A 12,378-nucleotide genomic window follows, 5' to 3' on the forward strand; every position below is an offset into this window, starting at 1 on the left:
GCCCACCTGGAGATCCAGTGGCCCTCAGCTCAGACGAGAAGCGCGACTTCATGCGCGACGGCCTGCACATCAAGCGCCGTGCCGTCGCCCCCGACCGGATCGCCCGGGCCCGCGATCTGGTCACCGCCTGGTACCGCGAGTCGATGAACCCCGAACTCATCAGCGCCTACACGCAGCGAACCTTCGCCCCGGAACTCGGCAACCACCCCGACCTGCTCGCCCTCTTCGCCGAATCCCCGGCCGCCGAACTCGCCCAGGACCTGCTCGGCGACGTGCGGCCCGTCTCCATCGTTCAACTCCAGATCCGCATCCCCGACGGCCAGTTCGAACAGGGCCAGCCGGAGAAGGCGATGCACGTGGACGGCGTCGCCTGCCCACACCTCGACCCCGAGGAACTGCGGACCTTCTCGCTGCTGGTCGGCGTGGTGCTGTCCGACATCACCAACCCGGAGGCTGGCGCTCTGCGCTACCAGCCGGGCGGGCACCTGGCCATGGCCGAGTGGTTCCGCACCCAGTGGTCGCTCGGCATCACCGAACAGGTCCCGCCGGACCTCGACACCCAGGCCGGCACTCCGTTTCTCGGCCGTCCGGGAGACCTGCTGCTGATGCACCACCTCGTCCCCCACGCCGTCGGCCGCAACCTCGGCACCCAGCCCCGGCTCATGGCGTACTTCCGCGTCGAGCACCCCGACCACGCGCGGAGACGGCTGCAGGCGCTGCAGAACCCGTGGCTCGATTACCAGGGACTGCCGCAGGCGGTGTGAACGCCGAGCAGAGCCGGAACCTGCTCATCCACTGATTCCCGAGACGGAGGGACACCTGTGAGACCGATCCCAGCAGAACAACTCACCGCCGCCGCCCGCGCGCTGGAAGCCGGAGGGCTCGTCGTCGTGCCCACCGAGCGCTGGTACATGATCTGTGCCGACGCCACGAACCCGGCCGCCTGCAACAGCATCTTCGACGGCAAGCAGCGCCCCCGCACCAAGTCCCTCGTACTCGTACTCCCCTCCCTGGAGGAGTGCGAGAAGCAGTTCGTCGTCCACCCCGAGGCCCGACAACTGGCCGACGCCTTCTGGCCCGGCGATCTCGCCATGCTGCTTCCCTGGCACAGCACCGAGATCGGCGAACACCACCCCGCCGTCGGGTCGCCCGCGCTCACCACCCTCTCGTCCGGCCCGCTCGGCGCCCTCGCGGCGGCGGCCCACACTCCGGTGGCCGCGACGACCGTCAACATCTCGGGCGACGCCGGTACCGATGCGCCGGGACCGGCGATCACCGCCGAGGAGGTCCGGGGCTTTCTGGAGTCCACCGGTGTCAGGGCGACAGTCCTCCTCGACGGCGGGGTCTCGCCAGCCGCGAATCACCTCACCATCGTCGACTGCTCGACGCCCACCACACGCCTCGTCCGCCCCGGCCTCGTCCACGAGCGGGCGCTTGCCGCTGTCCTCGGACGCAAACTGACCTGACCGGACGGCCTGGCCGGGTAGTGGCGCGGCCAGGCCGGAGCAGAGCAACGCCCTGTCGAGGCCAAGCTGTTCAGCGTGGCCCCGACAGGGTTGTCCGACTAATCCCACGTGGTGCCCGCGAGCAGGCCGTCGAAGGGCCTGTCCAATGAACGGTGTAACTCGGATGGGTTGAGTTAGCGGCGGCCGATGGAGAGTCGGCCGTCGAAGGCGATCTCGAAGGCGTTCAGGGCGGCCTTCCAGCGGGTTGTCCAGCGTTTGCGGCCGGCCCCGGTCGGGTCGAGCGACATGATCGCCATGTAGACGCACTTCAGGGCCGCCTGCTCGTTCGGGAAATGCCCGCGCGAGCGGACGGCCTTGCGGATCCGGGCGTTCACCGACTCGATCGCGTTCGTGGTGCAGATGACCCGGCGGACCTCGGCATCGAAGCTCAGGAAGGGCACGAACTCGGCCCAGGCGTTCTCCCAGAGCCGCACGATCGCCGGATACTTCCTGCCCCATGCCTCGGTGAACTCCACGAACCGCTCGAGTGCGGCGTCCTCGGTCGGCGCGGTGTGGACGGTTTTGAGGGCCTTGGAGATCTTGTCCCAGTCCTGCCGGGCCGCGTAGCGGAACGAGGCCCGGATCAGGTGGACGATGCAGGTCTGGGTGACGGCCTGCGGCCAGACCGCGGTGATGGCGTCCGGCAGGCCCTTGAGGCCGTCGCAGACGACCATGCGGACGTCCGCGACGCCGCGGTTCTTGATCTCGGTCAGCACGTGCAGCCAGTACTCGGCGCCCTCGCCGCCGTCACCGGCCCAGAGCCCGAGGATCTCGCGGGTGCCCTCGACCGTGACCGCGAGGGCGACGTAGATCGGCCGGTTGGCGACCTGGCCGTCGCGGAGCTTCACGTGCACGCAGTCGATGAACACCACCGGATAGACCGGGTCGAGGGGCCGGTTCTGCCACTCGGTCATGCCCTCGATCACCTGGTCGGTGATGGTGGAGATGGTCTGCTTCGACACGTCCGCGCCGTAGACGTCGGCCAGGTGCGCGGAGATCTCACCGTGCGTCAGGCCGCGGGCCGACAGCGACAGCACCATCTCGTCGACGCCGGACAGGCGCCGCTGCCGCTTGCGGACCAGTTGCGGCTCGAACGAGCCCTCCCTGTCCCGGGGGACGTCGATCTCGACCGGGCCGACCTCGGTCAGCACGGTCTTCGACCGGACGCCGTTGCGCGAGTTCCCGCTGCCGGCCCCGGCCGGGTCGTGCTTCTCGTAGCCGAGGTGGTCCGTCATCTCGCCTTCGAGCGCGGACTCCAGGAGCTTCTTCGTCAGCTGCTGGAGCAGGCCTCCGGCGCCGGTGAGCTGCGGCCCGCTCGCGCGGGCCCGGTCGACCAACTGCCCGATCAACTGGTCGTCCAAGGCGTCCGACTGCAACTCCACCGGCCGCACGGCCTCCACGGCCTCGGCCGAGACGGTCACGTCTGTCATCAGGTGCTACTTCCTTGATCGGGAGTTACACCGTTCTTTTTACAGACCCGCACCAAGCGGCTGCGCGACCTGCGCGCCCAGGAGGTCCGGGTCTGGCTGAACCGGGTGCGCGCCGAGTGCCAGTGCTGCAAGGGCGGCTGGGACGCGCAGCGGCCCAAGCCGATCTGCTGTGCCGCAGGCGAGTGCTGCAAGCGGCTGCTGTCCGCGCGGATGATCCAGTCCGTGCACGCCGTGCTCCGCAACGCGCTGGAGCACGCCGTCCGAGAGGAGCTGATCCACAAGAACGTGGCCAAGCTCGTGAAGGTCCCCGCGCCCGACTACCGGATCGGCAAGGGCCTGACCACCGCTCAGGCCAAGCTCGTGCTCAAGGAGCTGAGCGGCCACCGCCTGCACACCCTGTACGTGCTCGCGCTGATGCTCGGCATGCGCCGGGGCGAGCTGCTCGGCCTTCGCTGGAGCTCGGTCGACCTGGAGCGCGGCACTCTCACAGTGAGCACCAACCTCCAGCGGGTCGAGGGCGAGCTGCGGCTCGTCCTGCCGAAGACGCTGTCCTCCGAGCGCACCCTGCCGCTGCCCGCGCCGGTCCTCGCCGCCCTGGTGGACCACCGGGAACGTCAGGCCGTCGAGCGCGCCGCTGCCGGCATGGACTGGCAGGAGAACGACCTCGTCTTCCCGTCCCGGATCGGCACCCCGTACGAGCCGGACAACCTGCGCCGCAGCTGGCACGCGGTCCGCGGTCGCCTCGGCCTGGACGACCTCCGCTTCCACGACCTCCGCCACACCTGCATCACCCTGCTGCTCGACCTCGGCGTGCCCCCGCACATCGTCCGGGAGATCGCCGGCCACAGCGACGTCGGCGTGACCATGAAGGTCTACGCGCACGCCTCCCTCACCGAGCGCCTCAAGGCCCTGAGCCGCCTCGGAGAGGCGCTCTCCTAGTCTCGCGCTCTGGCTCATCAGTTCGTCCGGTGCCCGGCAAGACCCAGGTCTTGCCGGACACCGCTGTCTTACGCGGTTGGTAGCTTGCGGCCTGCCCCGGACCGAGGGGTCATCGTTCTGGAGAGGGGCCGACACGTGGGAGCCAAGACCGGACTGCTCGTCTACATGGACACTGCGTCGTCCGGCCCGCTGCGGCTGCCGGCGGAAGCGGATCCGGAGCGGACAGCGGAGCTGGTCGGCCGTCTCTACCCCGGGTGGGAGGTCACGGAGGCGGCTGGGTGCGAGCTCGGCGACGCGACCTACCCACCGGACGGGACCGCTTACCTGGGCAGCTTTCCCGGAGTGGACGTTGTCTGCGACCGGCACTGGATGAGCGACTACCCCTCACGGTTGCCGCAGCACCTGATCGACGCGAGCGCGGGGCGTCGGCTCGTCGTGCACTGGATGCACAGCGTGGTGGACTTTCTGGCCTTCGCGGTCTGGGAGGACGGGCAGCTGGTCCGCTCGCTCAGCCTCTCGCCCGACAGCGGGGTGGTGGAGGACATCGGCGAGCGCCTCGCGTTCGAGGCGCCGTTCTGGGCCGGGGAGCACTCGGTGGAGCTGGACGAGGCATGGGGCGAGCAGGACCCGTACCCCTTGGCGTTCCATCCTCTCGAACTCGGTGAGGAGGCACTGCGCGCCTTCTTCGGCTTCGTGCTGGAGGGTATGCCCGAGCCCGACAACATCGACCCTTACGAGGTGGCGCTGCGAGGCTTCCACCTCGCGGTGCCGGGTGGGCCCAGGCTAGGGGAGAAGGAGGCCGTGCTGCGGGCAGCCGTCAGCAGGATGCGGCCGCCGCAGATGTTGACCTACGGTCCCGATGGCACCCTGATCGTGGTCGACCGGCGGTGACCGACGTGGGTCCCACAGCGCGACGAGTGGATGGAGCCGGTCCTGCATGAGCAGGCGGTCACGTCGAGACGGTCTCCTCCTCGGCGGGGACATATCCGCAGTGCTCAGGGCCGCAGTGCGTCTTGTGGTCCCGGCCCCAGAGGCCGGTGTCCCGCTCGGTGGCGCGGGCGATGTGGGCGAGATGACGCTGCCTGAAGCGCGGCACTGTTGAGGGCAGGGCAATGAAGGTCTCGGGAAGTACGGCCAGCATGCTGCTGACCTGCTCGCCGTCGAACATCGTCAGGAGCACGCGGCACTGCCACCAGCGTCGCCCCGCCTCCGGGTCCGGCCAGTAGTAGTCGGCCGGATCAGGGAGCAGGTAGTGGGGACCGCCGGGCGCCAGGTGAGCTTGGAACCACGGACTGCTCCCGCCCAGGCCGAGCCGCAGGCGCCCGGCTTCCTCGTGGAGGGCGAAGACCGCGTCGTTGCCCAGAGCCTTCAGGACCCGCGCCTCGCGGGGCAGGGGCCGACGGCCGGCAGGGGTTTTCACCGGCCAGCCTGCCAGCAGGCCCAGGCGTTGCCGCGCGCTGAGCGGGGAGACTCCCGGGCGCGGGGTCGGGAGCGGAGGCGGGGGAGTCCAACGGAGTCCGGCCTTCTCGAGTTGCGAAACGATCCAGGCTCGCTTCTCCGGGCCGGCAGTGTTCCAGAGCCAGCTCATCGGCCGCTTCCTCATCGCCCGTTCCCGCCTGCCGTCGTGCGTCCCACGGGCGGGACGTCGAGCGCGCGGCCGGGTTCCTACGGGCAGGTTGTGGCCCAGGTCGGCCAGGAGCCTGATGCGGTCGAGGGCGTCGTCGGACGGGAGCTCCTCCGGAAGCCGCCGAGCGCGACTGGCCAGGTACCGGATCTCGATGAACGCCTGGATCGCCAGGTGCTCGGCCAAGTCCCGGTCGTCGACCTCCCCCGAACGGGTGCTCCCGGTCGCGGGTGTCGACTTCGGCGCTGCCGGCGGCAGCTGGCCGTCGTGGGCACCCGTCATATCTGCGACTTCGTGGAATTCCCGGCCACCGTTGAACTCCCGGGATCGCGGTGGTCGCCGAACGACTGCTTGGCGCGGAGTTCGGACCGGACGAGCTCAAGGAGACGGCCCATCCAGTTCCGCCCGCGGCTGTCAGGAGCGTCCCGCCAGAAGGGTGAGTCCGAGAAGCCGGTGTAGCTGATCGTCGCGTCCCCGGTGGAAAGCAGGATCTCGGCGAGCTCGGGGTGCTGGGTGAACTTCGCGCGCAGCAGGCCGCCCATGACCGCGAGCCGGACGGCAGGCCAGTCCGCTCGTTGGACCGCCCGGCCGCCCAGGTCTTGTGCCTCCCGCCCGGACGGCATCTCCTGGACCAGCCGATGATCGGCCGTGTCGGCAGCCGACATGGCCCAGTAGCCGTGGAGCACGGACGGGTAGATCTCGCTGGCGAACGTGATCTGCGCCGGGTAGTCGTTGCGGAGTACGAACAGGCCCAGCGCCTCGGGCCAGCCCTGCGGGTAGACGGTCTGGTGGGAGATGACGGCCGCCTGGCCGGGCCCGCTCGGATCGTCGGCGTACTGGACAGCGCGCCTCTCCTGCTCGCGGGCCACGCCTTCGTCCCCGCGGCGGAAGTAGTCCAGCGACTCCTGATGCATGTCCGCCGTCACGACCGGGCCATCCCCGTCCACGGCCTCACCCAGGTCGGTGAGCAGGATGCGCAAGGGGCGGTCCTGAAGGTCCATGTCGCCGAGCACGTAGATCCTGCGGTGAGCTGGGACTGCCAGGTAGGCGTCTCGAAGGAGTTCGCGATTCCGCTCCTCGGGCTCCTGCTGGTAGCGGCGGATCGCCTCCCAGCAGCGCTGCCCGGTGGTCGGTCGGCCGTTGAGTTCCTCGATCTTGTCGGCGACCTCGCTCAGGAAGCCCTCCGGGGTCAACGGTTCACCGCGGCGGGAGCGCCACTTCGAGGGTTCGTCAGGAAGAGCAGGCGCGCCGGGCCGTGTCACGGAGATTCGGCCCGAGGCCAGGAGCTTCTCCAGGCCGGCCAGGTCAGTCCGGTCCTGACACCTGACGGCGCCGTCCGCGAAGACGATCAGGTCGTCGAGGTAGTACTCGGCATCCCATCGACTCCGCTGCCAGACGTGGCACCAGGCCCCGTCGATTCTCTCCCCGTCCACCGTTCGATACGTCGGTCCCCGCCACGTCATGGGTGCACGCTACTCGGTGGGGCTGTCTTGGAACTCACCGACCGCGAGCTTGGCTGGTTGCCTTGGCCAGCCAGTCCAGGTACCACTCGCTGAAGCTGACGCGGTGACCGGCAGCGGAGAGCGGTTGGAGGGGGCCGTCGCAGGCCCGCAGGTCCTTCCAGAGGGTGCCACACTCTGGCCCGGTCACGACGAGCCATGTGTAGTAGCCGCATCCCTCGTGGCTGAGACATACCGCCCCGGCGGTCATCTCGTCGTTGAGCTTCTCCCACTTGTCGTCCCAGGCGCGGTACGCCGCGAGATAGGACTGCTCGTCGGCGAAGCGGTCCTTGACGGGCTCGCGAGCGTCGAGTTCCTCCGCCCAGCGAGCCCGCTCCTCCGTGGAAGGGAACGGCTTCCCCAGGTGCGTGTTGTCGCTTCGGACCTTGCCGTCCAACCAGTGCCAGCCTTGCTCGTCACGCCGCAGAGGGAAGACCCCGTAGAAAGGGCCCGCTCCGCCCGCGCCCACTTCGAGGAGGAAGGTGCGGTAGTCCGGCGGAAGGGACACGCCGAGTTCTTCCTCGGCTTCCGCCAGCTCAGTCTCGCTGAGGGGCGGCTCCACCAGGAAGTCATGCCCGAAACCCTGCCAACGAGCCCCGAAGACCTCGCCCGCGAACGGGGCGTCCCGCAGGGCCAGAACCTGCTCACGAACTCCCGACCAGTCCACTCCTGAGTCGGCGATCTCCGCCCCTTGTGCATTGCCCGTCATGATCGAGTCTCCCCATGATCCCCGGTTGTTTCGGGACTGATCTTTCGAACGCCCGTGCAGGCTGCCAGCGAACCGTCAGCGGCGAGGAAGACCACGAAGTGCCATGAGCCGTCCGGACTGTCGATGGACCCCAGCTGGACCGGCTGAGCGCCGTGCTCCCTCAGGGCCGCCACGGTCTCGGGCAGCCCGATAGTCTCAATGTTCGCGGCCCTGGTGTGTTCGAGCCGGACAGCGTAAGTACCGGCCAGCACCTCCGCGGGGACCACTCCGTCCCCGATCCTGCAGGCACCGCCTGTAAGTACTGCCTCCCGTGCCGCCCTGCAGACCTGAGTCTGCTCCGCAAGGATGCGGAGCATGACCTCGGACGCCGGGTCGGTGTCCGGTGGATCAAGAACCAGGTCGTCTTCCCAGTTCCCCGGCAGCCTGGCTGTCGTGACGACCAGGTCATCAGCCAGAGCGAGGATCCGGACACTTCCAGCCCGGAGGGCCATCTCGAAGCCGACGCGGCTGTCGATGGACCGTTGTCGGATGTGTTGGATGGAGACGACCCTGCTGCCTATGAACGGTGCGAGGGGGAACTCATCCGGTGCGTCGCCGACCGTGACGTTCCCGAGCGTGTCCATGTCGTAGGAGTCGTGGGGCTCATCGATCCGGAGATCGAGTATGTGGTCCAGCGTGTGGAACCGGACCGGGCCGAGGTTCTCCACGTGCAGCCACATGTGCAACAGCTCGGGCTTGCCACCGCCGTCGTGAGCGTTGAACCGCGAGCACGTCACGCGTTGCACTTGCCGACCGACGAGGTCCTCCGGAGTCACCACCGGGCGATCGTGTCAGTCTCGGCTGGAGGGGATCAACGGGATTCCGCCGACGCCGGTCACCCCTGCGGAGCAGCGTCCTGTGATTGGCGTCACGCGCCTCCATAGCCGGGGCCAGCCATCTTGGCTGCTCAGATCCAGAGCTATGCGGGGCCGTTGGCGTCAGCGTTGGCGTCAAACGGCACGAAAATGCCCCCGAAGCGAGCTGCTTCAGGGGCATCGTGCCTGGTCAAGGCTGGTGGCCAGGGCCGGGGTCGAACCGGCGACCTTCCGCTTTTCAGGCGGACGCTCGTACCAACTGAGCTACCTGGCCGTACTGCACCGCCTCTTGCGAGACGAGCGATCCCGACGGGACTTGAACCCGCGACCTCCACCTTGACAGGGTGGCGAGCTAACCAACTGCTCCACGGGACCTCGTGCGGATTGCTCCGCACAGGACCTTACTACGGTACTGCGTACCCCCAACGGGATTCGAACCCGTGCTACCGCCTTGAAAGGGCGGCGTCCTGGGCCACTAGACGATGAGGGCTTGCGGCCCTTCCGGCCGGATCATCCGGCGTTCGGGGACGTCGAGAAGCATATGGGATGCCGGGCGGGAACGCCAAAACGGTTTCCGGTGGTCGGCGCGGCGGGGCGGGGTGGCGGACGCCGGGTGGGCGAGGGGAGGGCCGGGGGGAGGTCAGGACCAGCCGAGTTCGTGGAGTTCGTCGTCGTCGAAGCCGAAGTGGTGGGCGACCTCGTGGATCACGGTGGTGCGGATCTCGTCGACGGCCTGTTCGCGGGTGTCGCAGTGGCGGAGGGTGGGGCCCCGGTAGACCATGATCCGGTCGGGGAGGACGCCGGCGTACCACTCGCCGCGTTCGGTGAGGGGGATGCCCTCGTAGAGGCCGAGCAGGTCGGGGGTCGCGGGGTCGGGTTCGTCCTCGACGAAGACCGCGACGTTGTCCATCATCGCGGCCAGCTGCGACGGAATCTGGTCCAGCGCGTCGGACACCAGTGCCTCGAACTCGTCCCGGGTCATCTCCACGCGTCCCATTGTCGGAGTTCCGCTGACGGCGCGCCAGGTCATCCGGGGGACGGCGGCGTGTTCGGCGCGCGGGGAGCGGGGGAGCGGGGGCGGGGGAGGAAGGGGCGCGCGGGGGGCGTGGGACGGGGGTGGGAGCCGGTGGGGTGGTACCCGTGTCCAGGCGGGGCGGACGCGCGTTGGGCACCGGGAACGGTGGCGGCCCCTGGCGGGTCGTGCGGGAGGTGGCTCGATGGTGGTGGGTTGGCCGGTGCGCCGGCGGCGGACGGCGGCGGGTTCGGTGGCGGCGGCGCTGGCCGTGCTCGGGCTGAGCGGGTGCATGGCGGTGGGCGCGGACGCCCCGGGCGGGAGGACGGAGGTGAAGCCGTCCGGGACGGGGGCGCCGGCGAGTGCCCGGCCGGGCGGCGGGCAGGGCGCGCGGCAGACCGTCCAGCACGGGGAGCACGGCGGGGCGTTGAGCCTTGACGGCGCGTCACCGGGCGCGTCGTCGGCCGCGGGCGCCCCGGTGCCGGGGTCCACGCCGCCGCCGGTGTCGCAGGGCGTGCCGGGTGCGCCCGTGCAGGTGCCGGCGGCGTCGGCGAGCGGCGCGGCCCCGTCCGGGACGGCGAGCGCGCCGGTCTCGGCCCCGCCCAGCCCGCCCGTCGGCGGTGGCGGCAGCGGTGGCGGCGGGACGGGCGGCTCGCCGAGCCCGCAGGGCAGCCCGTCGGCGCCCGCGCACTCGGCCGGGCCGTCGGCGACGCCCAGTGGCGCGGGATCGGAGGGGCCGAGCGAGTCGCCCTCGGCGCACTGAGCGGGCGGGGGAAGCCGGGAGGGCCGATCGGGCCTTCGTTCGAGGTGCTGACCAGGGGATTTGCCTCTGATCCCCAGGTTCCCCTATGGTGGTAGATCGTTCGTTTGATCCTATTTGGCTGGCGCTCCTCATACACCTTTGAGCGCCCTTGGCGCGTTCCGGCGATCCGTGGCTGACCGCATAGAGGCGGTTTTTCAACAGACCCCCGGACTTTGGCGCGTGCCACTTCCGGAAGGTTTTGCATGTCTCTCGTTGACGACGCCCGCTTCGCCATGCCCGCGAACGGGTCCGACGCCGACTCCCTCGACACCGACACCGACACGCTGGACGCGGAGCTCGCCGAGCTGACCGACGTCGACAGCGACCTCGACGCGGACACCGACGCCGCGGACGACACCGACGCCGACACCACCGCGGACGCCGACGCGGACACCGATGACGACGCCGAGCCCACCATCACCTTCGGCGACCTCGGTCTGCACGACGACGTGGTCCGGGCCCTCGCCAAGCGCGGCGTCACCACCCCGTTCCCGATCCAGGCCGCGACCATCCCGGACGCGCTGGCCGGCAAGGACGTGCTGGGCCGCGGCCGCACCGGCTCCGGCAAGACCCTGAGCTTCGGCCTCCCGCTGCTGACCCGCCTCGCCGACGGCGAGCGCACCAAGGCGAAGCACCCGCGCGGCCTGATCCTGGTCCCGACCCGCGAGCTGGCCATGCAGGTCGCCGACGCGCTGGAGCCGTTCGGCTCGGTGCTCGGCCTGCGCCTCAAGGTGGTCTGCGGCGGCACCTCGATGTCGAACCAGATCTACGCGCTGGAGCGCGGCGTCGACGTCCTGGTGGCCACCCCCGGCCGCCTGCGCGACCTGATCAACCGCGGCTCCGCCAAGATGGACGAGGTCGAGATCGCCGTCCTGGACGAGGCCGACCAGATGGCCGACATGGGCTTCCTGCCCGAGGTCACCGAGATCCTCGACCTGGTGCCGGCCGGCGGCCAGCGCCTGCTGTTCTCCGCCACCCTGGAGAACGAGATCGACAGCCTGGTCAAGCGCTACCTGAAGAACCCGGTCACCCACGAGGTCGACCCGTCGGCCGGCGCCGTGACCACCATGACCCACCACATCCTGGTCGTGAAGCCCAAGGACAAGGCGCCGATCACCAACGCGATCGCCGCCCGCAAGGGCCGCACCATCATCTTCGTCCGCACCCAGATGGGCGCGGACCGGGTCGCCCAGCAGCTGATGGAGGCCGGGGTGAAGGCCGACGCGCTGCACGGCGGCATGACCCAGGGCGCCCGTACCCGGGTCCTCGGCGACTTCAAGGACGGCTACCTCAACGTGGTCGTCGCCACCGACGTCGCCGCCCGCGGCATCCACGTCGACGGCATCGACCTGGTGCTGAACGTCGACCCGGCCGGCGACCACAAGGACTACCTGCACCGCTCCGGCCGCACCGCCCGGGCCGGCCGCTCCGGCATCGTCGTCACCCTGGTGCTGCCGCACCAGCGCCGCGGCGTGTTCCGGCTGATGGAGGACGCGGGCGTGGACGCCTCGCGCCACATCCTCGACCACGCCTTCGACGCCGAGGTGGCCCGGATCACCGGCGCCCGCTCGCTGGTCGAGGTCCAGGCCGAGAGCGCCTCCGGCATCGCCGGTGCCGCCGAGCGCGAGGTCGCCGAGCTCACCCGTGAGCTGGAGCGCGCCCAGCGCCGCGCGACCGAGCTGCGCGAGGAGGCCGACCGGCTGTCCGCCCGGGCCGCCCGCGAGCGGGCCGAGCTGGGCATCGAGGACGAGGAGCCGGCCGTCGAGGCCGACACCGAGGCCCCCGTCGCGGCGGTCGCCGCCGCCGAGGCCGAGCCGGTGACCGAGGAGCGCGCCCCGTCCTACCGCGACGCCCGCAGCAGCGAGCGCCCGGCGTACAACAACCGGGACCGCGGCGAGCGCGGTGACCGCGAGCGTGGCGGGTTCAACCGTGACGACCGCGGTGACCGTGGCGGCCGTTCGTTCGGCGACCGTGAGCGCGGCGGGTTCAACCGTGACGACCGTG

At 70.3% G+C, this 12,378-nt stretch carries 11 protein-coding genes and 3 tRNA genes; 5 read left to right on the forward strand and 9 right to left on the reverse strand.

Translation table 11 applies throughout. The features are described 5' to 3' along the window. Positions 1-17: 17 nt before the first annotated feature. Both ACIQVD_RS23770 and ACIQVD_RS23775 read left to right on the forward strand, forming a co-directional pair. The gene (locus ACIQVD_RS23770) at positions 18-764 is read left to right on the forward strand and encodes a phytanoyl-CoA dioxygenase family protein (RefSeq protein WP_402291622.1); all 747 of its coding nucleotides are present in this window, start codon (positions 18-20) and stop codon (positions 762-764) included. Positions 765-821: 57 nt separating this feature from the next. Next, a complete protein-coding gene (locus ACIQVD_RS23775) occupies positions 822-1,466 on the forward strand; it encodes an L-threonylcarbamoyladenylate synthase (protein ID WP_402291623.1) in 645 nt (214 codons plus the stop codon). A 173-nt stretch (positions 1,467-1,639) separates the two neighbouring features. Here ACIQVD_RS23775 and ACIQVD_RS23780 read toward each other — a convergent pair whose 3' ends face one another. Beyond that, a complete protein-coding gene (locus tag ACIQVD_RS23780) occupies positions 1,640-2,926 on the reverse strand; it encodes an IS256 family transposase (RefSeq protein ID WP_402291684.1) in 1,287 nt (428 codons plus the stop codon). 114 nt (positions 2,927-3,040) lie between these two features. Between ACIQVD_RS23780 and ACIQVD_RS23785 the strand changes: the two genes are divergently transcribed. Beyond that, positions 3,041-3,874 carry a tyrosine-type recombinase/integrase gene (locus tag ACIQVD_RS23785; RefSeq protein ID WP_402291624.1) on the forward strand — a complete coding sequence of 278 codons (834 nt, stop codon included), beginning with the start codon at positions 3,041-3,043 and terminating at the stop codon, positions 3,872-3,874. Between the two features lie 135 nt (positions 3,875-4,009). Further along, positions 4,010-4,765, forward strand: coding sequence for a DUF6928 family protein (locus ACIQVD_RS23790; protein WP_402291625.1), 756 nt, complete (start codon positions 4,010-4,012; stop codon positions 4,763-4,765). A gap of 58 nt (positions 4,766-4,823) precedes the next feature. On the opposite strand, the gene ACIQVD_RS23795 is transcribed toward ACIQVD_RS23790, so the two are convergent. From ACIQVD_RS23795 to ACIQVD_RS23830, 8 genes are all read right to left on the reverse strand, one after another. Next, positions 4,824-5,684: a hypothetical protein gene (locus ACIQVD_RS23795; protein ID WP_402291626.1), complete on the reverse strand. Its 861-nt coding sequence runs from the start codon at positions 5,682-5,684 to the stop codon at positions 4,824-4,826. A gap of 92 nt (positions 5,685-5,776) precedes the next feature. After that, positions 5,777-6,961, reverse strand: coding sequence for an NADAR family protein (locus ACIQVD_RS23800; protein WP_402291627.1), 1,185 nt, complete (start codon positions 6,959-6,961; stop codon positions 5,777-5,779). Positions 6,962-6,995: 34 nt separating this feature from the next. Next, on the reverse strand, positions 6,996-7,706 hold the full coding sequence (locus ACIQVD_RS23805; RefSeq protein WP_360220443.1) for an SMI1/KNR4 family protein: 711 nt from the start codon (positions 7,704-7,706) through the stop codon (positions 6,996-6,998). Beyond that, positions 7,703-8,524 (reverse strand): hypothetical protein, encoded by an 822-nt coding sequence (locus ACIQVD_RS23810; RefSeq protein ID WP_402291628.1) that lies wholly within the window; start codon positions 8,522-8,524, stop codon positions 7,703-7,705. Before ACIQVD_RS23810 ends, ACIQVD_RS23805 begins: the two co-directional genes overlap by 4 nt. A 233-nt stretch (positions 8,525-8,757) precedes the next feature. After that, a tRNA-Phe gene (locus ACIQVD_RS23815) sits at positions 8,758-8,834 on the reverse strand. Between the two features lie 27 nt (positions 8,835-8,861). After that, positions 8,862-8,935: transfer RNA gene (locus ACIQVD_RS23820), tRNA-Asp, on the reverse strand. A gap of 42 nt (positions 8,936-8,977) precedes the next feature. Beyond that, a tRNA-Glu gene (locus tag ACIQVD_RS23825) sits at positions 8,978-9,050 on the reverse strand. A 150-nt stretch (positions 9,051-9,200) separates the two neighbouring features. After that, complete coding sequence (locus tag ACIQVD_RS23830) at positions 9,201-9,542, reverse strand: metallopeptidase family protein (RefSeq protein WP_100838566.1); 342 nt, start codon at positions 9,540-9,542, stop codon at positions 9,201-9,203. Positions 9,543-10,577: 1,035 nt separating this feature from the next. Here ACIQVD_RS23830 and ACIQVD_RS23835 point away from each other — a divergent pair. Continuing rightward, a partial coding sequence (locus ACIQVD_RS23835) for a DEAD/DEAH box helicase (RefSeq protein WP_402291629.1) occupies positions 10,578-12,378 on the forward strand: 1,801 nt, incomplete at its 3' end.

This window comes from Kitasatospora sp. NPDC090308 (genome assembly GCF_044769485.1).
Taxonomy (GTDB): domain Bacteria; phylum Actinomycetota; class Actinomycetes; order Streptomycetales; family Streptomycetaceae; genus Kitasatospora; species Kitasatospora fiedleri.